Origin of the sequence: Roseobacter weihaiensis, assembly GCF_020622345.1 — a bacterium.
Taxonomy (GTDB): Bacteria; Pseudomonadota; Alphaproteobacteria; order Rhodobacterales; family Rhodobacteraceae; genus Roseobacter; species Roseobacter weihaiensis.
Genome location: NZ_JACNMO010000030.1, coordinates 40,669 through 63,878 on the forward strand (window position 1 = coordinate 40,669; position 23,210 = coordinate 63,878).

At 63.4% G+C, this 23,210-nt stretch carries 19 protein-coding genes; 13 read left to right on the forward strand and 6 right to left on the reverse strand.

Annotated features, from left to right (window positions below; genetic code table 11):
• Positions 1–7 precede the first annotated feature (7 nt).
• Genes H7847_RS22940 through H7847_RS22950 form a run of 3 tightly spaced genes read left to right on the forward strand, consistent with a single transcriptional unit; the run spans position 8 to position 2,794 of the window.
• Complete coding sequence (locus tag H7847_RS22940; RefSeq protein ID WP_227271823.1) at positions 8–967, forward strand: glycosyltransferase family 2 protein; 960 nt, start codon at positions 8–10, stop codon at positions 965–967.
• Between the two features lies 1 nt (position 968).
• Complete coding sequence (locus tag H7847_RS22945) at positions 969–1,829, forward strand: sulfotransferase domain-containing protein (protein WP_227271824.1); 861 nt, start codon at positions 969–971, stop codon at positions 1,827–1,829.
• Positions 1,826–2,794: a glycosyltransferase family 2 protein gene (locus tag H7847_RS22950; RefSeq protein ID WP_227271825.1), complete on the forward strand. Its 969-nt coding sequence runs from the start codon at positions 1,826–1,828 to the stop codon at positions 2,792–2,794. Before H7847_RS22945 ends, H7847_RS22950 begins: the two co-directional genes overlap by 4 nt.
• A 1-nt stretch (position 2,795) precedes the next feature.
• On the opposite strand, the gene H7847_RS22955 is transcribed toward H7847_RS22950, so the two are convergent.
• Positions 2,796–4,148: an oligosaccharide flippase family protein gene (locus tag H7847_RS22955; protein ID WP_227271826.1), complete on the reverse strand. Its 1,353-nt coding sequence runs from the start codon at positions 4,146–4,148 to the stop codon at positions 2,796–2,798.
• Between the two features lie 140 nt (positions 4,149–4,288).
• Between H7847_RS22955 and H7847_RS22960 the strand changes: the two genes are divergently transcribed.
• Positions 4,289–5,383 (forward strand): glycosyltransferase 61 family protein, encoded by a 1,095-nt coding sequence (locus H7847_RS22960; protein WP_227271827.1) that lies wholly within the window; start codon positions 4,289–4,291, stop codon positions 5,381–5,383.
• 8 nt (positions 5,384–5,391) lie between these two features.
• Here the strand turns inward: H7847_RS22960 and H7847_RS22965 are convergent, their stop codons facing one another.
• The gene (locus H7847_RS22965; protein WP_227271828.1) at positions 5,392–6,015 is read right to left on the reverse strand and encodes a sulfotransferase family protein; all 624 of its coding nucleotides are present in this window, start codon (positions 6,013–6,015) and stop codon (positions 5,392–5,394) included.
• 106 nt (positions 6,016–6,121) lie between these two features.
• On the opposite strand from H7847_RS22965, the gene H7847_RS22970 reads away from it, so the two are divergent.
• Positions 6,122–7,126, forward strand: coding sequence for a glycosyltransferase (locus H7847_RS22970; RefSeq protein WP_227271829.1), 1,005 nt, complete (start codon positions 6,122–6,124; stop codon positions 7,124–7,126).
• 64 nt (positions 7,127–7,190) lie between these two features.
• A complete protein-coding gene (locus H7847_RS22975; protein WP_227271830.1) occupies positions 7,191–8,258 on the forward strand; it encodes a glycosyltransferase family 4 protein in 1,068 nt (355 codons plus the stop codon).
• A gap of 6 nt (positions 8,259–8,264) precedes the next feature.
• Here the strand turns inward: H7847_RS22975 and H7847_RS22980 are convergent, their stop codons facing one another.
• Positions 8,265–8,759, reverse strand: a complete 495-nt coding sequence (locus H7847_RS22980; RefSeq protein ID WP_227271831.1) for a hypothetical protein — start codon at positions 8,757–8,759, stop codon at positions 8,265–8,267.
• A 36-nt stretch (positions 8,760–8,795) separates the two neighbouring features.
• Between H7847_RS22980 and H7847_RS22985 the strand changes: the two genes are divergently transcribed.
• Complete coding sequence (locus H7847_RS22985) at positions 8,796–10,145, forward strand: hypothetical protein (RefSeq protein ID WP_227271832.1); 1,350 nt, start codon at positions 8,796–8,798, stop codon at positions 10,143–10,145.
• Here the strand turns inward: H7847_RS22985 and H7847_RS22990 are convergent.
• Positions 10,142–11,137 carry a replication initiator protein A gene (locus H7847_RS22990; protein WP_227271833.1) on the reverse strand — a complete coding sequence of 332 codons (996 nt, stop codon included), beginning with the start codon at positions 11,135–11,137 and terminating at the stop codon, positions 10,142–10,144. The two genes, H7847_RS22985 and H7847_RS22990, sit on opposite strands and share 4 nt — an antisense overlap.
• 432 nt (positions 11,138–11,569) lie before the next feature.
• On the opposite strand from H7847_RS22990, the gene H7847_RS22995 reads away from it, so the two are divergent.
• The 6 genes from H7847_RS22995 to H7847_RS23020 all read left to right on the forward strand — a co-directional run bounded on the left by H7847_RS22995 (position 11,570) and on the right by H7847_RS23020 (position 19,385).
• Positions 11,570–12,952: an AAA family ATPase gene (locus H7847_RS22995; RefSeq protein ID WP_227271834.1), complete on the forward strand. Its 1,383-nt coding sequence runs from the start codon at positions 11,570–11,572 to the stop codon at positions 12,950–12,952.
• A gap of 27 nt (positions 12,953–12,979) precedes the next feature.
• The gene (locus H7847_RS23000; protein WP_227271835.1) at positions 12,980–13,939 is read left to right on the forward strand and encodes a ParB/RepB/Spo0J family partition protein; all 960 of its coding nucleotides are present in this window, start codon (positions 12,980–12,982) and stop codon (positions 13,937–13,939) included.
• A gap of 231 nt (positions 13,940–14,170) precedes the next feature.
• Positions 14,171–15,289: an acyltransferase family protein gene (locus H7847_RS23005; protein WP_227271836.1), complete on the forward strand. Its 1,119-nt coding sequence runs from the start codon at positions 14,171–14,173 to the stop codon at positions 15,287–15,289.
• Positions 15,286–17,226, forward strand: a complete 1,941-nt coding sequence (locus H7847_RS23010; protein ID WP_227271837.1) for a hypothetical protein — start codon at positions 15,286–15,288, stop codon at positions 17,224–17,226. Before H7847_RS23005 ends, H7847_RS23010 begins: the two co-directional genes overlap by 4 nt.
• Before the next feature lie 6 nt (positions 17,227–17,232).
• Positions 17,233–18,141 (forward strand): glycosyltransferase family 2 protein, encoded by a 909-nt coding sequence (locus tag H7847_RS23015; RefSeq protein WP_227271838.1) that lies wholly within the window; start codon positions 17,233–17,235, stop codon positions 18,139–18,141.
• Positions 18,142–18,155: 14 nt separating this feature from the next.
• Positions 18,156–19,385: a glycosyltransferase gene (locus tag H7847_RS23020; protein WP_227271839.1), complete on the forward strand. Its 1,230-nt coding sequence runs from the start codon at positions 18,156–18,158 to the stop codon at positions 19,383–19,385.
• Here H7847_RS23020 and H7847_RS23025 read toward each other — a convergent pair.
• Positions 19,375–20,427, reverse strand: coding sequence for an acyltransferase family protein (locus H7847_RS23025; RefSeq protein WP_227271840.1), 1,053 nt, complete (start codon positions 20,425–20,427; stop codon positions 19,375–19,377). The two genes, H7847_RS23020 and H7847_RS23025, sit on opposite strands and share 11 nt — an antisense overlap.
• A 90-nt stretch (positions 20,428–20,517) precedes the next feature.
• On the reverse strand, positions 20,518–23,210 hold a 2,693-nt coding region (locus H7847_RS23030), incomplete at its 5' end, for a G8 domain-containing protein (protein WP_227271841.1).

A 23,210-nucleotide genomic window follows, 5' to 3' on the forward strand; every position in this document is an offset into this window, starting at 1 on the left:
CGCTCTCATGGCACATGACATCCTCATTTCCATCATCAACTACCGGACAGGGCCCCTGACACTGGCCTGTGTCCGGTCCGTGCTGGCCGATCTGGACGGGATCGATGGCCGAGTGGTGGTGGTGGACAACGCCTCGGGCGATGGCTCTGCCGAAGAGATCGCAGCCTGGATCGCGGCCCATCCCGACGCGCCGGTGGAGCTGGTGCACTCGGCCACGAACACCGGCTTTTCCGGCGGGCACAATCAGGGCATGGGCGCCCATGACGCGCGCTACTACCTACTGCTGAACTCCGATGCGGAACTGCGACCGGGGTTTTTGCACAGGATCCTGGAGGCCGCAGAGGCGCAGCCGGACGCCGGCCTGATCGCCCCCCGGCTCGAAGGCGAGGACGGGCAGCCCCAGGTCAGTCTCTTTCGGTTTCACTCGCCTCTGGGCGAGCTCATCCGCGGGGCCGCCACCGGGCCGGTGACGCGTCTGTTCAAACATCATGACGTGCCGCTGGGGCTGGACCCTGACCCGGCGCAGATCGACTGGGCGAGCTTTGCCTGTATCCTGCTCAAGGGCGAGATGGTGCGGGCGCTCGGACCCATGGACGAAGGCTATTTCCTCTATTTCGAGGATGCCGAGTACTGCCTGCGGGCCAAACGCGCAGGCTGGAAGATCATCCATACCCCAAAGGCGGTGGCGGTGCATTTTCGCGGCGGCAGCGGCCCGGTCAAGGCGATGGAGGCCGCCCGCAGGCGACGGCCACGGTATTACTACCGGGCGCGGGCACGGTTCATGTATCAGGCCCATGGGGCGGCAGGGCTGCTGGCGGCCAATACGCTCTGGACCCTGGGGCGGGCGATCTCCTACCTGCGGCTGATCGCAGGCCGCCAGCTGCCCGGCACGATCGAAGGTGAAGCCCGTGACATCTGGATCAACACGCGCCACCCGCTCGACACCCGCCGCGCGGTCGAGGACTGACATGACCCTGCCCGATTTCATGATCGTCGGTGCGATGAAATGCGGCACCTCCACGCTGCAGGCCCAGCTGGCCGCCCAGGACGGGGTCTTCATGACCACGCCGAAAGAACCCAATTTCTTTTCCGATGACGCCGTCTATGCCAGGGGGATCGACTGGTACCGCGCGCTTTATGACGGGGCCGCCCCCGGCGTGCTCACCGGTGAGGCTTCGACCCATTACACCAAGCGGCCCACCTACCCGGACACGCTGGCGCGGATGCAGCACGCGGCGCAGACCGCAGGCGCGCCCCTGCCGCGGCTCCTCTATATGATTCGCAACCCGCTCGACCGGGCGGTGTCGCATTACATCCACGAATGGACCGAGGCGCGCATGGGCCAGGACCCGGTGGCCGAATTCCAGCGCCACCCTGAGATCGCAGCCTATAGCTGCTACGGCATGCAGATCGCGCCCTTCATCGAGGCGGCAGGGGCGGACCAAGTCTTCCTGACCTCACTGGAGCAGATCAAGGCCGACCCGGATGCGGAATTCGCCCGCATCGCCCGGTTTCTGGGCCTCGGCGCAAGCGCCGTCTGGCAGCATGACATGGCGGCGCAGAACGTCTCGGCCAACCGGGCGCGGCGGTTGCCCTTGCAGGGGCTGCTGCTCGACAACCCTGTCGCGCGGACCCTGCGTCAGACACTGGTGCCCAAATCCCTGCGCACCCGCATCCGCGCCCGGCTGACCATGCAGGAGCGGCCCGCCCTGCCCCCGACCCTGATCGCCGGGCTGCAGGAGCGGTTCCTGGAGGACCGCGCGCGGCTGGCCCGACAGTTTCCCGACCATCCCGCCCTGTCCTTGTGCTTTCCCTTTGCCGGATCATGAGCCGGCACCCCGATATTGCCGCCGTGGTGATCGGCCGCAATGAAGGCGCGCGGCTGATCCGCTGTCTTGCAGCGCTCAAGGGCCAGGCCGGGCGCATCGTCTATGTGGACAGCGGCTCGCGTGATGGCTCACAGCAGGCGGCCCGCGCAGCAGGCGCCGAGATCGTGACACTGGATATGTCCCAGCCCTTTACCGCGGCGCGTGCGCGCAACGCCGGGATCGACCAGACCCGGCAGACCGGAACGGCGCCGCGCTACATCCAGTTTCTCGACGGCGACTGCGAGATGCGCACCGGCTGGCTGGACACCGCAAAAGCCTTTTTAGAGACACATCCTGACGTGGCCGTTGTCTGCGGCAGACGCCGCGAACGCGCGCCGGAGGCCAGCCTGTACAATGCCCTCATCGACAGGGAATGGAACACGCCGACGGGCGAGGCCAAGGCCTGCGGCGGGGATGCGCTCTTTCGGGCCGACGCGCTGGAGGCGGTGGGGGGGTATAACCCCCTTCTGATCGCAGGCGAAGAACCGGAGCTTTGCGTGCGGCTGCGGCAGGCGGGCTGGCGGGTCTGGCGGCTGGACGCGGAAATGACCTGGCATGACGCCGCCCTCACCCGGTTTTCCCAGTGGTGGCGGCGCGCAAAGCGGGGCGGGTTTGCCTTTGCCGAAGGGGCCGCCCTGCATGGGAGCCCACCCGAGCGCCATTTCGTGGCAGAGACCCGCAAGGCGGCGATCTGGGGGGGCCTGCTGCCCGGTGTCGTCCTGCTGCTGGCGGTGCTGGTCACGCCCTGGGCGCTGGCGCTCGCGGTGATCTGGCCCCTGCAGATCCTGCGCCTGCGATGGCGCGGCGAGCCCTGGGCCAGCGCGTTGTTTCTGACGCTGTCGAAATTTCCCGAAGCCCAGGGGGCGCTGCAATACCTCTGGCGCAGGCTCACCGGCGGCCGCGTGGCGCTGATCGAATACAAGTGATCTAGAGCACCCAGAACCCGACAGGGATCGCCACCAGTATGGCACCCCCCCAGAGCGCCTCGATCCGGACCTCTTTCGTGCCCAGCATCGGGTGCACCAGATAGAGCAGATAGGGCAGCGGGCTCAGCGGCGCGAGCACGACCCCCAGAACGGCCCCGTCCAACCCGTAAAACCGGTACCCCAACGCCATCAGGGTGACGGAGACCACCGCCAGGATCGCCGAAACGGTGAGCATGGCACGGCTGTTGCCGGCCGTCAGGACAAGATTGCTCAGAGTGCTGAAGCGCAGGACCAGAAAACTGAAAGCCATCAGTTGCAGCAGATGACCCGCCTGCTGGTAGGTATCGGTATAGAGCAGATCGACAATGATCGGCCCGCCCACCACGGCCGCTGCGCAAGCCGCCAGACAAAGCGCATCGATGCGGTACTGAAACCGCCGGTAGAGCCGTACCAGATCCTCGGGCCGGGTGCGGGCCACTTCGGCGATCACAGGATAGCCGATGCCGTCCCCGATTTTCTTGATGAGGTTGCGCCCCGCCTCCACCCAGATCTGCGCAATCACGTAAAGTCCGAAGGTGGCAGACCCCAAAAGCGCTCCCAGCACGAATTTATCCGCATTGCGCGACACGAAGGACAAAAAAGAGGACCCCATGATCCATTTGCCAAAGTGCCACAGGCGGTCCCCGATCTCCTTGTCCCAGACAAACTTCATGCGCGGGCCGGGGAAAAACAGATGCGTGGCCAGGCTCTGCACCAGGAAATTCGTCAGCATGCCGAACATCAGCGCCCAGACCGTCGGGCTGATCTGGGCAAAGGCGATCATCGCAAGGATGCTGACCATGAGGGGGAGAACCGTCCAGATCACGATGGAGCGCCGGTCGATATTGCGCAGCGCCAGTTCCCAGTTGGCCGATCCCATCCCGCGACAGATCGGGGCCAGTGCAATCAGCGCAATCAGGCCCGGCATTTCAGGCTGCGCATAGATCGTCCCGGCAGGGGCCAGACCGGGTGCCAGCAGCCACATCAGCGCGGCCAGAGCCAGAATCGCCCCGGCGATGAGCGCACTGCGCAGCATTTTCACCATCCAGGCCATGCGCAGGAACAGCTTGGTATCCCCATCGGGCTCGCGGGTGACGGAACGGGCGATGCCCATATCGGTGGACAGGTTGATCGCTGTCATGATGGTGCTGGCCAGCGCGATCATCCCAAAAGCCTCGGGCACCAGCAGCCGTGTCATGATGAGATTGCTCGCCAGCCTTATGACACTGGTCAGCGCAATGCCGATCACCGTCCAGCGCGCGCCGCGTTTGGCGCGCTGACCAAGCGATTCTCCTTGGTTTTGTGCCACTTTCATCACCTTTTCTTCACTTCATTGGTGTGCAAGGGACCAAAACCCGGCTATCCGACCACCGGACAGACCCATAAACCAGAAACCGCAGGCTTGTCTTTAAGGGTCGGAAAAAAACCGGACAATAGTAAATCGGGGCCGGGGGCATGAAAGGGACAGAGATCGAAATGGCATCAACGGGGTTTTGGATCAGCTATCTGCAAAACGGCATTGCCCGCAAGCTCGGCAGGAATACGGATATGGACCGCAGGACCTGCAAGCTGGAGACGCTCTATCCCGAACGGCATTACGACCATAAACCCGCACTTTACCTGCCGGGCGAGCTTGACAAGATCAAGGCGGCAGGCTTTGGGCAACCCATTGAAAGAATGATAAAAATAGTCAAGGGCAAGGGGCTTTACAGCAACACGCTGGCGCGCCTTGAGGTGAAAAATGCCTATCTGACCCCGAAATACGCGTTTTCCGGGGCCCTGCGCCGGACATTTTATCACAAGGCCCCCAGCAGCCTGATGCAGGATTTCGAGACACGCGATCACGGCACGCTGGTCTCCTCCCATGTGGGGTGCAACTTTTTCGGGCATTGGCTGCGCGATGACTGCGCCACATACCCGCTGGCGGCCAGGGAGGCAGGCGGCACGCCGCTGGTCATGCCGATCCCGTCCTGGGCCGAACAGCCCGACTATGCCCGGCGGTTCGGGCAGGACTGGACCCCGACGCGGCCGGCTTTTTTCCGCACCCTGTCGCTTTACGTGGATCACGGCCAGAACCCGCATAAAGCCGAACGGTTTCACGCGCTGCGCCAGAGCCTGCGAACCCATGCACGGGCCGAAGGCAAGACCCCCGGCGGGGCCGGGATGGTCTATCTCAAGCGCGGGCCGCAATCGACCGCGCGCACGCTGACCAATGAGGCAGAGGTGATCGCCCTGCTGGAAAAGAGGGGCTGCCACATCCATGAGGCGGAAAGCGGCATCTCCCAGCTGGAGACGGCAGGGCTGGATGCCCGGATCATGATCGGGGTCGAGGGCAGCCAGCTGTCCCATGCGCTTTATACGATGCGCGACCGGGGCGGGCTTTTGGTGCTGCAGCCGCATGACCGGTTTTTCACCTCCCATCTGGATTGGTGCCGCGAGATGGACATGGAGTTCGCCTTCATGGTGGGCACACCCGATCAGGGCGGGTTTTCCATGGACCTTGAGGTGCTCGCCCGCACGCTGGAGATGCTCGACAAAGCGGTGCCCTGAGCGCCGCCTCAGATATCCGTGCGGCCTTTGTTGGCGTTGGGAAAAGGCGCCTGCGGGACCGGACGCTCCAGAAAATCGCACAGCGGCACCCAATCGGGATTTTCGGTCAGATTATACTCTAAAAAGGCCGGATCGCCCGCAAATGCGGCACGCACGGCCGTGTCATGGCGCAGATAAGCCGCGCGGTAGAGCGCCTCATCATAGAGAAACGAGCCGTAGAAGGCCTGTGACAGCTCCATCAGGTGAAAGTTCTTTTGCGCCACGCGGCGGGCCGCCAGATCATGGGTGAAATGCCGCCGGCAACTGTCGAGCCACTTGTCCAGATCACGCGGCGTGTAGATGAACCGTGCCCTGGGAAACAGCGCGCGCAATTCCTCAAAGACCGCCGCCACGCTCAGATCGGTGGCCGCGTCACATTTCGACAGCCACCAGGGCCAATCGAGCACGATCTTGCCCGCTGGCGCCACCCGCGTTGCCGGCGGCAGATGCTCTGCGCGAAAGCCCAGGATATTGAGCGCCTCGTTCAGGGAGGTGGTGCCGGTCTTTGACAGACCGATCCCAAAGACGAAGGGGCGCTGCGTCGGAATATATCCCAGCGTGTCATAGAGCACTTTTTGCAAGAGTTTCTGCATCGTACCGGCCTCGGGGCAATCGCAAATCTTGTCATCACAGTCTTGGCGCGCGCGCAAGCATTTGACATGAAGGGAGACAGAAAACAGGCCTCCGGCGGGGAAACAGGTGCATTTTATCAACATATCCGATCTGGCCGGGCCGACGTGGCGGTTTCTGGAGCCGCTGAGCACTGACCCGCAGGTCAGTTGGAGCATGCACTACGGACGCCCCCGCAACTGGTTCGAGAAATCGGTGCCGCGCCCGGCGCTGGGGCGTTACCGGGCGGCCTGGATGGCCGCGCACGCGGCGCGCGGGCGCACGGACGCCGTGCTGGTCTCGCATCTGCCACGGGTTTCTGCGGCCACCAACCGGGCGCGCCGGTGGCTCTGCCCCGACACGCCCCATATCGCCTTTGCCTTCAACTTCACCGATCTGCCACAGGGGCGCGACCGGGCGCGGCTCACACGCGGGCTGCGCGGCATCGACGCCTATGTGGTCTTTTCGCGTTTCGAGCAGGCGCAGTATCCCGCCTATTTCGATCTGCCCCCCGACCGGGTTCACTATCTGCCCTGGACGATGGAGCCGCCCCTGCCCGGCCCCGACAGCCCGGTGACAGGCAGCACCCCTTATCTCTGCTCCATCGGCGGTGAGGGACGCGATTACGCGCTGCTGGCGCAGGCCATGGCCGCCCTGCCCCGCCAGAGGATGGTGATCGTGGCGCGCCCCTATTCGGTTGCGGGCATCGCCTTTCCCGACAACGTGGAGGTCTTTACCAACCTGCCCAAGCAACAGACCTGGCGGGTGGCGGCAGACAGTCTGGGTCTGGTAGTACCCTTGCAAAGCGATCAGACCGCCTGCGGGCATATCACCATCATCGGCGGCCAGCTTCTGGGCCTGCCGCTGCTGGTGACCCGCTCGCGCGGGGTGGAGGATTACATCACCGAGGGCCAGACCGGCCTGCTGATGGCGGCAGGCGATAAAGCCGGCATGATCAAGGCGCTCCGGCACCTTGCCGAGGACCGACCGGCAGCGCAGGCACTGGGACAGGCCGCCCGGATCAAGGCCCGGCAGGACAACAGCCCCGCGGTCTGGCTGGAATATTTCAACGCCGTCGCCCGGACCGGGTTTTGAGGAAAACACCTTGTATAGAGACGATATCAGAGGGCGCCCCCGTCCGGACAAGAAAGGTTAGACCGTGAAGATCACATTCCTGAGCCCACCGCCGAACCTGACCGGCGGTCAGCGCGTCAATGCGATTTATGCAGAGCGGCTTCAGGCGCGGGGTCATGAGGTCACCGTGGTCGCCCGAAAGCGCCAGCCTCTCCCCCTGCAGCAGCGGCTGAAATCGCGGCTGAAGCTGCAAAAGCCACAGTCCTTTCCGGATGTGTCACATTACGACACCATGAAAGCCGGGCTGAAACTGATCGATCGCGCAGGCTCTTTCATGCCAGACGACCTGCCCGATGCCGATGTTCTGGTGGCAACCTGGTGGGAGACCGCCTTTCACGCCGCCCGGATGCCGCCGGAAAAGGGTCGGCAGTTCTATTTCGTGCAGCATCATGAGGTCCACAATCAGATGACGCGCCATCTGAGTGCCGGCAGTTACTACCTGCCGCTGAAAAAGATCACCATTGCCGGCTGGCTGGTTGATGAGATGGCCCGGACCTACGGGGACCATGACGTGGCCCTTGTGCCGAACAGCGTGGATCAGAGCCTGTTTCACGCGCCGGAACGCCCCAAACAGCCTCGCCCGACGGTGGGGCTGATGTATAGCACGACCCCCTTCAAGGGGTTGGACACCGCGCTCGAGGCCCTGCACAAGGTTCAGCAGGCCTGGCCGGATCTGCGGATCATTGCCTTCAGCAAGGATCCCTATCATCAGGATTTCGCGCTTCCCAAAAGTGCTGAACGCCATCTGCGCCCCGCGCAGGACGATCTGCGCAAGCTTTACGCCCAATGTGACGCCTTTCTCTTTGCCAGCCGCACCGAAGGCTTCGGGCTGCCGGTGCTGGAGGCCATGGCCTGCCGCACCCCGGTGGTCGGCACCCGGACCGGCTGCGCGCCGGATGCGATCACGCCGGGGCGCAATGGCTATCTGGCCGATATCGGTGATGCCGAGGGGTTGGCGCAGGGGCTGATACAGGTGCTGAAGGCCCCACAAGAGGAATGGAAGGCGCTTTCAGCCGCCGCCCACGCCTATGTCAAGGATTACAGCTGGGAGGACGCCACGGCGCTCTTTGAAAAGGTGCTGACCGCGCCCTGATCTCTTTCAGGGCCTGCGGGTCCTGACGGCCCGCCGCGCGCAGACCGTGGTCAGGACCGCAAGGCCCACCCACAGCCAGCCGATCCCCAGCAAGGGCCCGACCCGATGGTAAAAGACCGCGTCAATCGCATGCAGCGATGTTGCCTCCAGCAGGAAAAACACCGGGGCCAGAAGGCTGAGCCAAACCGCACGCGGGCCAAGACCGGCGCGGGCGCGCCACAGCACGAGCGCCGCCACCAGCAACAGGGCCACCACAAGGCCCGACTGCCAGAGGCGGCGGTCGTCATAGGCCTCCAGCGCCCGCAGCCCGCCCCGTACCGCATCCGAGAGCATATAGCGCCCGCCCCAGAGGACATCGGCCGCCATCAGCACGTAAATCGCGCTGATCCACCCCCAAAGCCGCGCGGCGGCGGCCCCCCTCCGCCAGGCGCTGTAACAGGCGATGGCGGCGATGCCAAAGCTCAGCACACCGGCAAGCTGTGTTGCGTTCACATCCATCATGCTGCCAGACTACCCGGTGACCCGGAGAAGTGAACCATGGTTGATATCACCACATCCTACATCGCGTTTCTTGCCCTCTCTGCCGTGCTGTTCTGGCGCCTGGAGACGCGTTTGGCCATCCTGATTGTCTTTTTCGGGGGCTGGCTGGTGCTGCCGGTCGGGCCCTATCCGCCCCTGCAGCCCTCGGACGGGTTTGCCTGGTGGATCACCGGGCTGGCGCTGCCCGGTGACATGCTGCTGTCCAAGGCCTGGGGGGTGCCGGCGGTCGCGCTGGCGGGGGCTATGCTGGCGGACCGGCGGGCGGTCGGACGGTTTCGACCCTGCAGGTGGGATCTGCCGGTGCTGCTTTGGTGCCTGTGGCCGCTGGGGCTGGCGCTGAGCGGCACGGCGCTGCGCCCAGAGGCCCCGCTTGCCGCAGCCTATCTGACGGGCTGCTGGGGGCTGCCCTGGCTTTTGGGGCGGATCTGGTTTTCGGACACCGCAGGGCGCGTGGCCTTGCTGAAAGGCTGTGCCGGGGCCGGGGCGGCCTGCCTGCCCTTTGCCCTGCTCGAAGGGACCGGCACATTGCGGTTTTACGAGGTGCTCTACACCCCCCACCCCTTTCGCGACGATGGCTGGGCCCGCTATGTGGGGTTTCGGCCCGTTGGTCTTTTTGAGCACGGCAATCAATACGGCATCTGGGTGGCGCTCTCGGCGCTGGCCGCTTTGTGGGGTGCGGTGACATACCGGCAGACCGGGAGCGGCAGGCGCTGGCTTTTCCTCGCCCTGCTGACCCTTGCGATCGCCTGTGCGGCCCAATCGATCGGGGCGCTTTTGTCGCTGATCGCGGGGGGGGCCATTCTGGCGGGCTGGGGGCGACGGCTTACCGGGCTGCTGCTGATGGCCGGGTTCGGCGCGCTGGGGCTTCTGGCCGCCCTGCATCTGAGCGGCGTGGTGCCGCTGGAATATATCGCCCGGCAAACAGCCATCGGGCAAACCCTCCTTGAGGGCTTCCGCACGGTGGGGCGCGGCTCTTTTCTATGGCGGATCTCGGCGGATCTCAAATCGCTGGAGATCGCGCAGGAGGTCTTTCTCCAGGGCACCGGCCTCTGGGATTGGTGGCGGCCCTCCGACAGCCGGCCCTGGGGGCTTTGGCTGCTCCTGATCGGACAGTTCGGGCTGATCGGGTTTCTGCTCTGCTATGGCACGTTGCTGGCCCTGGCCGGACGCGGGCTCTACCACCTGCGCCGCATGCCTGCCTGGGTGGGGTCTTCTGCCGCGCTGCCGCTGGCGCTGATCGTGATTTTTGCCCTGTTAGACTCTTTTCTGAACGCGTTTTTCTACTTCCCGGCCCTGCTGGCCGCAGGTGCCATCGCCGCGGACAGGGCGCACCCTCAGACCCTCTAGACCTGCTGCTTGCGCACCCAGCCCAGAAAGGCCTTGTCCGGCGCGCTGAGCCGCGTCCGGCCGGATTGGGCCCACCAGGCGCGCCACTGTGCCTCCAGCGCATAGACATCCGCCTGCGGGGCCAGCGCGCGCGCCGCCTCGATGGCCGCGGCCGAGATCTGCGGCCCCTGCCCCGGCGCCTCGATCAGACGGCGCGGCGAGATGCGGATGATATCGCCCGGCTCTTCGGTCAGGTCATAATCGGGCAGGCTGTCGGCCTTGATGATCTCGCGGATCATCGCCCGGAACACCCGCCGCGGCGAATTGGAGCCGGATTTCTTGCACAATGTCTCGACGGACACACGCCAGGTCGGCTGGCGGCCACAGTGTTTGCGCGCCAATTCGTAAAGCCGCCGCTCCAGCGGTTTGCGCAGGGAAAAATAGGCGCGGTTCAGCGTCAGCACCGATTTCGACAGCACCGCCTGATAGAGCCACTCCGACAGGGTCACCGAAACGCTGACCATCCGGCCCGCGCGGGTCTTGCGCACGATCTCCCAGGCTTCGATCAGGCCAAAGCCGGAGGTGACCTCGCGCTCGCCGGTGGTGATATTGGTGGTGATCCGGGTGCCGGCCAGCCGCTCAAAAGCATCGCGCAGGCGGCGGTAGCTGTCGCCGGAGGTCTCGCGCCGGGTCGCCAGCAGCAGGTCATGAGCGGTCAGCGTCAGGGTGCGCGACACCGGCCGACCGGCATTCAGTCCCGCCATCAGCTGCGAAATGCAAAAGATCAGGATATCCGCATCAAAGATCGTGGCCCGACCCTTGACCGATGGGGTGATGGTGATGTCGGTGTCGTTGTGACTGTAGTTCAGAATACGCCGGTCCGGCCGGGTGGAGAGCGAAAACACCGGATGCTCCATGCTGGCCAGATCATGTTTGGGCACAGCGCCGAGAAAATCGCAGACAAAAAAATCCTGCGGCCCCGCGCCCGCCTGTGCCACCTGTCTGGCGTCCATTGTACTGTCCTGCTCTTCGGGTCGATCCCGGTTTTTCCACCTGTCTTGGAGGCGGATGGGATTCGTCGTTTCATTGACACCCAGCGTAGTTATCCACAGGCAACCTGTCGAGAGGGGATGATCGGGGGATCAGAGTCGCCTCACCGTGGTTTTGGAATCATTCTTTCGGGGGATCAGAGTCGCTTGTACGCTGACAAAGGCCATTTATCCCTTTAATCACATGAAATTAGAGAAACCCCATCAGACCCGTAACCTATAATAACAGGATTCTAACAGCGTCTTTTTTTATTTACCCCTGCAAAAACCGGGTAAAATCAGCGAAAACCCTGGGAACGGCAAGGTTTATCGCGGACTTCTTTCCATGTGACATGTTTCGTGATACTTCTGAGAAATCATGTTACATGAGGCCAGAAGAGCCAAGGAAACCAGAAAATGAGCAGCAGCGAACCCCCCCCTTATTTCAATATATCCCCTGATGAGGCGTTAAGGCAACTTGCCCCCCCCACAGGCACCGCGGGCTTTGCCGAGATTGCACAGGCCTGCACCCAGGGCCGCAATGACCTGGCCGGGCGCGGGCTTGATGCAAAAGGCTCGAAATCCCTGCGACTGTTTTCCACCTGGGAGATCACGAAGTACCTGATCCCGGTGGCCCCTGCGCATTTCCGCCGGGTGCTGCGCCAGAATGAAAGCCTGCCGCAGGGGCGCTCGGAAACCGCCGGCGGTGCCAAGTGGTTTACCCTTGATGAGGTGCTGCGGCTGCGGGCTTTCTTTGCTGCTGAAGGTTCAAAATCCAAGGACTATCAACCGTACCGGCCCAAAAATGCAGCAGCCAAGATCGTGGCCGTGGCAAATTTCAAAGGCGGGGTCGGCAAGACATCGACCTGTGCCCATCTGGCGATGTCAGCGGCCCTCGATGGCTATAAGGTGCTGATGATAGATCTCGACAGCCAGGGCTCCATGACGTCAATCTTCGGCGGCAAGGTCGAAGACGAATGGCAGACCGTGTTTCCGCTGCTGGCGCGCCATTACGCCCACACGCTGCAGGCAGACAATCAGCGCCGTCTGGACCGGGGAGAGGCCCCCTTGCCGCTGGATGACACGCTGACCGAAGCGCTGACCGTCCGGACCCAGGACATCATTCAGAAAACCCACTGGCCCAACATCGATCTGATCGGGGCCCAGCTCAACCTCTACTGGTCCGAGTTTCAGATCCCGGTCTGGCGCATGCAATCGCGGGGCTGGAAGCTCTGGGATGCGCTGACCGATGTGCTTCAGGACGATGGGGTGTTGCAGGCATACGATCTGGTGTTTGTCGATACCCCCCCTGCCCTGGGGTATCTGACGATCAACGGGCTGTCGGCGGCCGAGATCTTGCTGGTCCCGCTGGGGGCGTCGTTTCTGGAATTTGATTCCACGGGGCGGTTTTTCGACATGCTGCATTCCACCTTTCAATCCATCGAAGAAGGTGAAAACACCGCCGCGCGCGCGCTGGGACGGCCCGAGATGGGCTTTGAATGGGATGCCGTACGCGCGGTGATCACCCGCTATGACGGTGGCCAGCAGGCCGAGATGGCCGGGCTCATCCAGGCTTATCTGGGACGAACCCTTTCGCCCTACCGGCAGGATTTCACCGCGTTGATCGGGCAGGCGGGGGAAAGTGTGAACGGGATCTACGAGGCCGATTACCGGGATTTCAACCGCGAGACCTATACCCGCGGGCGCGCCACCTTTGACGAGACCTATGCCGCGTTCAAGACCCTGTTGCTGGGCATCTGGCGGCGGGAGGAGCTGGAAACGCTCTCCGAGGCGGGCTGACGACAGGCACAGGGAAGGAAGACTTCTATGGCAAAACGCAAACGACTGACCTCTGCGGCGCTGACCGGCATGGCCCCCGTGACCCCCAAGACCGCCACGCCGCGCCGCGCACCCATTGCCCACGTGGCCGGAGACGCTGCTGCCACGGCCGCCCTGCAGGATCTGGCGGGTGAAATGCAGACCGCGCGGGCGACAGGGCGGCTTGTGCAGGCCCTGCCCCTGCAGGCAATCGCCGCAGACCACCTGATCCGCGACCGTCTTGTGCAGGACGACGCGGAAATGGCCGCGCTCAAGGCCTCGCTCGTGGCGCGGGGCCAGCAGACCCCGGTGGAGGTCGTCGAACTGGGTGACGAGACATATGGGCTGATCTCGGGTCATCGGCGGCTGAGTGCGCTGCAGGGGCTCTTTGAGGAAACCGGCGAGGCGCGCTTTGCGCAGGTGCTGGCACTCATCAAACCGCTGGAGGGAGCTGCCGCCAGCTATACCGCCATGGTCGAGGAAAACGAGATACGCGCCAATCTGTCGTTCTATGAACGGGCCCGGCTGGCGGCTGAGGCGGCCCGGATCGGCGTCTACCCGACCCCGGCCCGGGCCGTGGCCGCACTTTTTGCCAATGCGCCTGCCGCCAAACGCTCGAAGATCGCAAGCTTCTTGCGGGTGCATGCGGATCTGGGCCCCGCGCTGGCGTTCCCCGCGGCCATTCCAGAAAAGCTGGGGCTGGCGCTCTCCAAGGCGCTGCAGGCGGATGCGGGGTTTGCCCCGCGCCTGAAGGCGGCCTTGCGCCGCGCGCCTGACCGGGATGCCGAGCAGGAGCGGATGATCCTGGAGCGCAGCCTCAAAAGCAGCGCGCCCAAGGGGCCCACGGAGGTGCGGCAGCTGCGCGCTGATCTCGCGCTGCATGTGGGGCGGGGCCAGGTCACGGTCAAAGGGGCAGGGGTCACGCCAGAGCTCATTGCGCAGCTTGAGCAGTGGCTGGCGCGGCGCTGATTTTTCGCACGCGAAAAAAATCCGGATAAGTATCTGTATTATAAAGAAAAGATGGTGTCACTCAGATTTGACGCAGTGATTTTTTTACTGGATATGACCCGAAATTTCCGGTTATAAACAGTTTCGAAACAGATAGTTGACGACTTTATTTTCGCACGCGAAATCCTTTCTCGCCTCTGCCCCGTGCCCGACCTATGATTTGACGAGTGATTTTACCGTAACAGGACCTTTATGCGCGACCCTGCCGCTGCTTATGAAACCTACCGAAATGTCCGTTTTTTCGGCGCGCTCGACGGGCTGCGGTGCCTGTGCGTCATGGCCGTGCTCTGGCACCACAGCCCGCTGCACGGGGTCTTTGAAGAGGCGGCGCAGATCTTCTTTCGCGGCTTTGTCGGCGTGAACTTCTTTTTCGTGCTCAGCGGCTTTCTGATCACCACGTTGCTGCTGCGCGAAGAAGCGCGAAAGGGCAGCTTTTCGATCAGCGGCTTTTACTGGCGGCGGACCCTGCGGATCGTGCCGGTCTATTTTCTGGTGGTCACCTTTGCCGCGGTCTGGTGGATCGGGGTCAAGGGAGAGACGGAATATCTGCCCAAGCTGCCCTATTACTATCTCTTCCTGTCCAATGTTCTGGTGGGCGATCTGCCCCTGCTGCAGCCGACCTGGAGCCTGGCGGTTGAAGAGCAGTATTACCTGATCTGGCCCATGCTGCTGCTGTTTCTGCCGATCAAGGGGCATGCGCGCGCCAGTGTGCTGATCGGGCTGATCGCGGTCTGTGTGCTCTCGGCGGCGGGTCTTCTGGCATTTCTGGGGGTGCGGCCGATCGTGACAGAACACGCGATCTGGACCTTTTCCGTCACGGGGTATTCCGCGATCCTGATCGGATCCCTGCTGGCCATCGTGCTGCATAACCCCAGGGGGTTTGCGATCTGCTACCGGCTGTTCGGGTTTTACTGGACGCCGGTGGTGACCTTTCTGGCGCTCGGCGTGGTGCTGAATGAAACGCCCGGCGTGTTGCGCGGGTGGCCCGATTTTCTGATGCATCTGACCATGGCGCTCTGTCTGATGAGCATCGTGCTGCGCGAGGATCATGCTCTGATGGGGGTGCTCCGGGCGCGGCCCATCGCGCGCCTCGGGCAGATCAGCTACGGGCTCTATCTCTATCATCTGATCGGGCTGCATTTCGGGATGGAAATCGGCAGCCGCCTGGGGCTGGAAGGCCTGGCCGAGCTGCTGGTGATCACGGCGATCTATGTCGCCCTCTCGATCCTCATCGCAGAGATCAGCTTCAGAACCTATGAGCGTTACTTTCTGTCGCTCAAGGACAGGGGCCGCCGGGCCGTGCCGGCATGAGCCCGTGGCCCCCCCTCCGGGCGCTTCTGGTGGCCCTGGCCTGTCTCTGCCTTGGGGTGGCGGCGGGTGCAGAGCCTGCGCAGCCGCTGGCGCTGGATGGGCAGATCTCTGACGATGGCACCAAGATCGGGCTGAACTGGGCGCCTGTGAAAAACACCAGTGCCGCCGTTTTCCGGCGTACGCTGGACGACCGGGGGCTGGATACATGGCAGCCCATTGCGCCCCGTGTTCTGTCCGGGACGCGCCTGCTGGACGACGACATCCGACCGGGGGTGGCCTATGAATACCAGGTCCGGCTGCAAGGGCAGGACGGGGTCCACATCGGCTATTGGGCCGCGGGGCATCAGGTGCCTCACAGGTCAGAGGCGCGCACCGCGCTGATTGTCATCGATGAAACGATTGCCACGCCGCTGGCGCTGCACCTCGATCGGTTTGAGCTGGACCTGATCGGGGATGGCTGGCAGGTCGCGCGTCTCCTGACCCCGCGCGGGGTGGGTCGCAAACAGGACAGGGAGGCCGTGCGCCAGGCGCAGGCCCTGCGCGCCCAGATCGCGGAGCGGTACTGGTCAGACCCGTTCTCTTCCTACGCGCTGATCCTGGTGGGTCATGTACCCGTGGCCTATACCGGCAACGTGTTCCCCGATGGGCACAAGCCCAAAGCGGTGCCGTCCGATCTTTTCTATGCCGATCCCGAAGGCGCCTGGCCGGTGATCGAGGATGCCAAGAAAAAGCTGCAGTTTGCCCCCGGGGGCCTGCCCGCAGATCACATCAAGATGCAGGTGGGCCGGATCGATTTTGCCAACCTGGGTCCGGCGTTTGGTGGTGAAATTCCCCTTCTCAGAGCCTATTTCGACAAAAACCACCATTGGCGTCACGGCAGGCTGGGGGATACCCGGCAGGCCTATGGCCAGAACAAGCATGTGATTGTCGAACGAAACGGGCTGCGCAATATCGTGGGCCCTGATGCGGTCACGGCAGGCGGGCATCATGACACCACGGGGCAGGGGCCGTTCCTCTTCGGCGTGGATTTTGGCAGTTGGAAAGGCGGCGAATATGCGACGCTGCCGCCGTCCGAGGCGGTCTTTACGATCAATTTCGGCAGCGGCAAGCATATGTTTGCCGGGCGCGACAACCCGATGACAGCCTTGCTGGCGCAGCCGTGGTACCCGCTGACCTCGGCCTGGGGCGGCCGCCCGGCGTGGCAGTTGCACACCATGGCCCTGGGCGAAAGCATTGGCGCGGCGCATCTGCGCACGGTCAACAACGGCGAGCGGTCCCGGGGGATGCCGGACACGCGGGAATATGTGCCCACGGGCCGCTATGACTGGATCAACCCCACCTGGGTCAATCTGCTGGGGGATCCGACGCTGCGGCCCTTTCCCTTAAGTTCCCTGCGCGATTTCAGCGCCCGTGCCGAGGGCCATGCTGTGCAGCTGAGCTGGACCCTGCCCGCGGCGGCGCAAGGTGTCATCCTCTACCGGGCAGAGACCCGCGCGGGGCCGTATCGCGCTCTGGCGGGGGGGGATCTGCTGACAGGGGGCGCCTTCACCGACCCCGGCCCTGTTGCCGGCGCGTGGTATATGGCCCGCGCGCAGGGGCTGGCAGAGGTTTATGCGGGATCCTTTTACCGCTTGTCCCAGGGCGCTTTCGCGACAGCAGAGAACAGCCCGCCGGAGATCCTGCCGGAGCAGATCACCCTGACGGAGAACACGCCTGTTCCCCTTGATTGGCCTGTAACAGACCCTGATAACGCGGACCAGCTGCTGGCAGCCCCGCTTCGGGGCCCGGCGCGGGCCCTGCGCCATGCGGACGAAGGGGTTGTCTTTGACCCCGCAGGCGTGCAGCGCGGACGTCTCACCCTCAGCTTTTCGGTTTTTGATGGCGTGGCGTCCCGGCTGGGCACGGTAGAGATCGACACATCCGGGGTGGCTCCGTAACCTCTTATGTCGCATCTGATCTCGATTGTTATCCCGACATTCCGCAGGCCTGACTTTCTGCGTGATATCCTGTCAGAGCTGACCGCCCAGTTGCCTAGCGACGGGTCGGTCGAGGTGGTCATCGTCGACAATGATAGCGCAGGTTCGGCGCGCAGTGCGGTGCCCGAGGACGCCGCCTTTCGCTATATCGCAGAGCCGCGTCCCGGCGTCGCCCATGCCCGCAATACCGGGGTGATGCAGGCACGGGGGCGCTTTATCCTCTTTCTGGATGACGACGAGATGCCGGGGCAGGGGTGGCTTGCCGCCTTCCTGGCGCGCGCGCAGGCCGGGGACCCGGTCTGCTTCGGGCCGGTACAGGCTCAATTCACCAGCCCACCACCCGAAGATCTCGCCCCGATCCTGCGCGACATGTTCAGCCGCATTCTGCCGGACCCCGACGGGGCCGAGATCAGCGGCAAGCGCGCCTATCTGGGCACCGGCAATTCGATGTTCGACAGCAGGCTGTGCTTTGACAGCCCTCCGTTCGATACGCATTTCAACGGCGGGGGAGAGGATGTCTGGCTGCTGCGCCATCTGGCCGAAGACCGCGGTCTGCCGTTTTACTGGATCGCCGAGGCGGTGGTTTATGAACAGGTGCCTGCGGGCCGCAGCACGCTTGCCTTCATCCAGGAACGCAAATATCTGGGCGGCATGCTGCGCTGTGTGGTCGAGAGCGGCGCGCAGGGGCCTGCGCGGTTCCTGCGGTTGGGAAAATGGATGGCGATCGGAGCGGCGCAAGTGGGAATATTCGGCTCTATCGGGCAGTTTCAGGCTCTAATAGGGGCGAAATCGGCCCCGGTGAATCTGGCGCGCAGTGCGGCGGGCCGGGGCAAGCTGATGTGGTGGCGGCACCCTTATGTCAGCACCGCGCGCTGAGAGAGGCCAGGCTCATGCCCCCCGTAACCCCCGTGATCCCCGTGATCCCCGTGACAGGCTATCTGATCAGCGAATACCCGGCGGTGTCGCATACCTTTATCCAGCGCGAGATCGAAGGGCTGCGCCATCACGGGGTCGATGTGCGCACCTATTCCATCCGCGAACCGGCGCCCAGTGGTCTGACCGGCACGGCAGAGCAGCAAGAGCATGCGCGGAGCTTTTATATCTTTCCCAAGCTGAAATCGCCGCTGGCGCTGCTGACGGCCCACGCCCGGCTTCTGGCCCGCGCGCCGGGGCGGTATCTGAAGGCGCTGGCGCTGGCGCTGCGGGTCCGGCCCGCAGGGGTAAAGGCATTGGTCTACCATCTGGCCTATTTTGCCGAAGCGGGCGTGCTGGCCGCCCGGATGCAGCGCGACGGGGTGGGGCATCTGCATGTGCATTTCGCCAATGCGGGCTGCACGGTGGGCATGCTGGCGGCCGAGATCTGCGACATGTCTTTCAGCTTCACCATGCATGGCCCCACGGAGTTTTTCGATGTGCACCGTCTGGGACTGGCGGAAAAGCTCAAGCGCGCGGCCTTTGTGGCCTGCATCAGTCATTTCTGCCGCAGCCAGCTGATGCTGTTTTCTGACAAGTCGGATTGGGACAAATTCCATATCATCCATTGTGCGCTGGACAGCGACAAGTACGACGCCGAAAGCCCAAAACAGCCGCACAACCTGCTCTTTGTCGGGCGGATGGCCGGGGTGAAGGGGGTCCCGCTGCTGCTGGAAAGCCTTGCCGCCCTGCGGGATGATTTTCCGCAGCTTACCGCGACGCTGGTGGGGGACGGGCCGGAACAGTCGGCGCTGGTGGCGCAGGCCGCAGCACTGGGGCTGGGCGATATCGTCCGTTTTACCGGCTACCAGACGCAGCAGCAGGTCGCGGGCCACATGGCGCGCGCGGATCTCTTCGTGCTGGCCAGCTTTGCCGAGGGGCTGCCCGTGGTGCTGATGGAGGCGCTGGCCAGTGCGACCCCCGTCCTTACCACACGCATCGCTGGCGTGGCAGAGCTGGTCGAGGATGGGGTCCACGGCCGTCTGGTGTCCCCCGGGGATCAGGCGGGGCTTACAGCGGCGCTCAGGGCCCTTTTGGAGGATGACGCAGGCCGCGCGGCCATGGGGCGCGCGGGGCCTGCCAAGATCGCCGCAGAGTTCGACACCAGGACCGAAGCAGGCAAGCTCAAGCAGCTTTTCAGCCGCTAGGCCTTACCCCCTCTGCGGGGGGGTGTCTTGCGGTCTGGCGCTGCGTGACCCGCAAGAGGGGCTTTTCAACGCGCTGGTTGATCCTCACGGAGATCCAGTAGAGCGCGCCATAGGTGACAAGCAGGATTGCCAGCATCGGCCCCAGCCCGAACATCACGTCATTGGGCAGCATATAGGCCAGGGGCGACATCACCACCGGATGCACCAGATAGAGCGCATAAGAAGCGTCCCCCGCGGTTGCAAAGCGCGGAAAGAACCGCGCGCCCACGCCGCGCTGTTCCAGAATCGGCAGCCCCAGCACCAGAAAGATGCTCGGCAGGCCCCAGATGATAACGCTGGGCAGGGCGTTGTAGCCAATCACCACAGAGAGCGCAAAACCCGCCGTCCCGAGCCCCACGGCAGCCCAGCCGAGCCAGCGGGGCAGGGTGGGAAACCGGATCAGCAGCTGCGCAATCCAGGCCCCGGCGACAAATTCCATCAGCAGCACATTGGTGACAAAGGAGAGCGAGACACTATCGAACCGCATCACCTGACCCACCGCGACCAGCGCGGCAAAGATCACCGTCATCCCGATCAGGGTCACCACGCGCCCCAGCTGCAAGGCCAGACAGAGCGCAAAGACGGCGTAGAAAAGCATCTCGAAGGTCAGGGTCCAGCCCACAAATATGAGTTTGCTGGCCTCTGAGGGCCAGAGCAGGAAGGCCCCGACCCATTCCGCGATGGTGCCGGGGGTCTGGCGCTCGATCAGCATCAGGATGGGGACATTGATCAGTGCGAGAATCCAGTAGAGCGGATAGATCCGCGCCACGCGCCGTTTGAAGAACCCCCAGGGGGCCGCCTTGCCGAACTGGTTCGCCTGCGTCCAGACCATGACGAAGCCACTGATAACAAAGAAGATATGTACACCCGCAGCGCCCACTTTGGACAGGTGCTGCGCAGCTTCGGCATGGGCTGTCATATGCGGGGCGAGAAAAATCACCCCGTGATAGATCACGACCAGGGAGGCCGCCACATGCCGAAGGAACTGGATAGAATAGACCATTGGGCTCGCCGTGCATTTGCTTTCCCGGCAAATTACCTGCCCCGGCCTGCGGACGTAACCCGGATTATGCTTTCAAATCCGGGTTACGTCCTAAACGGTCTCCAATTCGGGGTCGGGCGCTTCTTCCTGGGGCTCTTCTTCGTCACTTATGACGGGGAAGCCTTCGGTCAGAGACTGCCAGAGCTCCGCGCTGGCCTCTGGCGATGCCATCGATGCATGGGAGCTGTGATCCGTCATCCCCATGTCATGGGTGTGGTCGGTCGGCGCCGTGGCCCCTGCGGCATCCTGCTGCTCGACCGTGACCACGACGGGGCGCGCCACCAGTTCCGCGGGGGCGGTCAGCGCTTGCAGGTCGTCCTGGCTGTAGGTCCCGTTCTTGACCGTGCTGTCGGAGGTGAACCATTTCGAAGGTGCCCCTGCGCCAAATTGCACCAGCTCGGTCTGCTTGTAGATATCCCCGGTCAGCCGGTCCGAGAAATAGAGATCGGCGACAAAGTAATTGTTGCCCTCGGGATCTGAATAGAACCCGTCTGTCTCCATGATGTGGCGCATCTGCGAGAAATCGATGTCGAAGTAATCGGTGCCGGTCGGGAACTCGGTATTGCCCAGGCTGTCGGTCTTGGTGCCATTGAGTTCCAGACGGTGGTTCCCTGTGCTGTTGCCGATCTCAAAGACCAGCGGCTTATCGAAGGTCAGCGTCGGCGTGTAGGCTGTCGTGGGCGCGTTGTCGAGCACCACATCTTCGGTCGGATCGTAGTTCTCGAAAAGCTTTCCGGGCCCGGTGATCTTGGTGTTTATGACGGTGAAGTCGTGGGTTTCATCCGGATCCGCCTTGAGGTTGGGTGTGAAGCTTTTGGAAAGATTGACGCCTTCGCGGAACCCTTCGATGGAGGAATCCACGATGGTGATGTCAGAGGTGTTGGTGCCAAGGGTGATCCCAGACACCGGTTCGCTGAATCTTTCACTGTCGTCGCGGGCGATCAGGTCGAAATCCTTGATCACATAATGCGCGGTATATTCCAGATGCGCGCCCGAGCGCACGCTCCAGGCGGTGAAATCTTCCAGAACGCTGTGCACGTCGTGACCCTGATTGGGGTTGGCCTTGACGATGTGCAGGCCCTCGCGGGCGGCAAAGGTCTCATTGTTCGAGAAGGAGAGGATCGGCACATCATCCATGCGCAGATCATCCTCGCCGTAAAAGATATCGGGCAGGGGCGTGACATCCGCGTCGAAATTTATCAGATCCTTGAGCGGGCCGCGGTGAAAATAGACAAACCCGGTGTTCACGCTGGCTGCGATATTATCTTCGGAGGCGATCATCCGGCTCTGGAACCAGAACCCGTCACCGCCTTTGCCCAGATCAAACTCGAGGAAATCGTCGAAGCTTTGGGCATTCTTGGGCACGGCCCAGTTCGCCCCTTCGGCGAAAATCGCGATGTTGTCGGTCCAGGCGCCGATCTCATTGCCGGTTTCAGAGACGAAGCCCGCGCCAAACGTGTCATAGGAGGCATTGTTGTCCAGAATGGCGTTGCTGTCGTGGTGCACAAACCCCCAACCGGGCGATCCGTAAACGGCGTTGCCCTGAACGATGGCCGGGTTGTCCACATCGTCGACGCCCAGGCGGTGCAGGTGCAGCCCGTAGCGGCCCTTGACGTTGCTGTCTGCCTCGATGTTCGCGAAATCAGAGGCGTCCCGGGCACTTTCCGATTTATCCGTACGGCCCAGTTCGTGGAATTCGGCATAGCGGATATCCACGTCGTCGGAATGCATGAACATGGCGTGGCCGCGTTCATGGATCTCGGCGCTGTCGGGATCTTCGGTGGAGAAGGACACATTGCGGGTGTAATTGGCCACCGAGGTGTGCAGGTCATCGCGCGGCGTGTCGTGGTCATGCACGAGCGGGTCGTCGAAATGGACCTTGTTGCCTTCGATGGCGGAGATGATCCGCACTTCGTCTTCGGGCTCGTTATGGGTCATTTCGCCGTTTTCGCGGCGGTGCCCGTCATAGTGGGTACCGGCGATGACGATGGTGTCGCCGACCTGCCAGCCTTCGGGCGCTTCGGCAAAGGTGACATGGGTGTCCCCGGCCATCGGGTCGTCGGTCACCTTGTCGTGGGAATCCTTCTCGGCCCCGTGGATCTGTACCTCGCCATGGGAAATAATGCCGCGGCTCAGCAGGTCGGGGTCCCAGTTGACGTCGATGTCGCCATTGTTGGCAAAGATGATGTCCACATCCACATTCGGATCAACCGGGGTGTCTTCGGTCCCGATGGTCAGGGAGCCGGTTGGAGAGACCACGAAGGTATCGACAATCATCTGCGAGTTCTGGTCGGTGGCGAAATCAAGGTTTCCGTCAACCCGCAGGGTAAAGAGCCGCGCATCGCTGACCTGATCGTATTCCATATAGACGCCGTCCGGGATGATGACTTTTGCATCGTCTCCGGGGATTTCGCCGTTGTGCCAGTTATCCGGGTTGAACCAGCTGCCGTGATTGATGGCGATATGGGTGGTCTCTGCCGGGGAGACGAGATCCATGACGGCGCCATGCTCGCCCGCCATCGGGCTGTCGGGGTCGTGGACATGCACCTCGGTGCCCGCACGAATGGCGGCAACATATGCCTCTATCTCATCTGGGGTGGTCGGCAAAGGCAGCGCGCCGCTGCCATGTCCGCCGTGCCCGCCGTCCTGTCCTCCCGCGTCGCCATGGTCGCTGCCGTCGCCGTGGTCACCGCCATCGCCATGATCGCCGCCGTCGCCGTGGTCACCGCCGTCGCCATGGTCGC

Bases quoted from the DNA above. Each gene is read 5' to 3' on its own strand.
- H7847_RS22940 (WP_227271823.1), top strand. From the start codon at position 8: ATGGCACATGACATCCTCATTTCCATCATCAACTACCGGACAGGGCCC.
- H7847_RS22945 (WP_227271824.1), top strand. From the start codon at position 969: ATGACCCTGCCCGATTTCATGATCGTCGGTGCGATGAAATGCGGCACC.
- H7847_RS22950 (WP_227271825.1), top strand. From the start codon at position 1,826: ATGAGCCGGCACCCCGATATTGCCGCCGTGGTGATCGGCCGCAATGAA.
- H7847_RS22955 (WP_227271826.1), bottom strand. From the start codon at position 4,148: ATGAAAGTGGCACAAAACCAAGGAGAATCGCTTGGTCAGCGCGCCAAA.
- H7847_RS22960 (WP_227271827.1), top strand. From the start codon at position 4,289: ATGAAAGGGACAGAGATCGAAATGGCATCAACGGGGTTTTGGATCAGC.
- H7847_RS22965 (WP_227271828.1), bottom strand. From the start codon at position 6,015: ATGCAGAAACTCTTGCAAAAAGTGCTCTATGACACGCTGGGATATATT.
- H7847_RS22980 (WP_227271831.1), bottom strand. From the start codon at position 8,759: ATGATGGATGTGAACGCAACACAGCTTGCCGGTGTGCTGAGCTTTGGC.
- H7847_RS22985 (WP_227271832.1), top strand. From the start codon at position 8,796: ATGGTTGATATCACCACATCCTACATCGCGTTTCTTGCCCTCTCTGCC.
- H7847_RS22990 (WP_227271833.1), bottom strand. From the start codon at position 11,137: ATGGACGCCAGACAGGTGGCACAGGCGGGCGCGGGGCCGCAGGATTTT.
- H7847_RS22995 (WP_227271834.1), top strand. From the start codon at position 11,570: ATGAGCAGCAGCGAACCCCCCCCTTATTTCAATATATCCCCTGATGAG.
- H7847_RS23000 (WP_227271835.1), top strand. From the start codon at position 12,980: ATGGCAAAACGCAAACGACTGACCTCTGCGGCGCTGACCGGCATGGCC.
- H7847_RS23005 (WP_227271836.1), top strand. From the start codon at position 14,171: ATGCGCGACCCTGCCGCTGCTTATGAAACCTACCGAAATGTCCGTTTT.
- H7847_RS23010 (WP_227271837.1), top strand. From the start codon at position 15,286: ATGAGCCCGTGGCCCCCCCTCCGGGCGCTTCTGGTGGCCCTGGCCTGT.
- H7847_RS23015 (WP_227271838.1), top strand. From the start codon at position 17,233: ATGTCGCATCTGATCTCGATTGTTATCCCGACATTCCGCAGGCCTGAC.
- H7847_RS23020 (WP_227271839.1), top strand. From the start codon at position 18,156: ATGCCCCCCGTAACCCCCGTGATCCCCGTGATCCCCGTGACAGGCTAT.
- H7847_RS23025 (WP_227271840.1), bottom strand. From the start codon at position 20,427: ATGGTCTATTCTATCCAGTTCCTTCGGCATGTGGCGGCCTCCCTGGTC.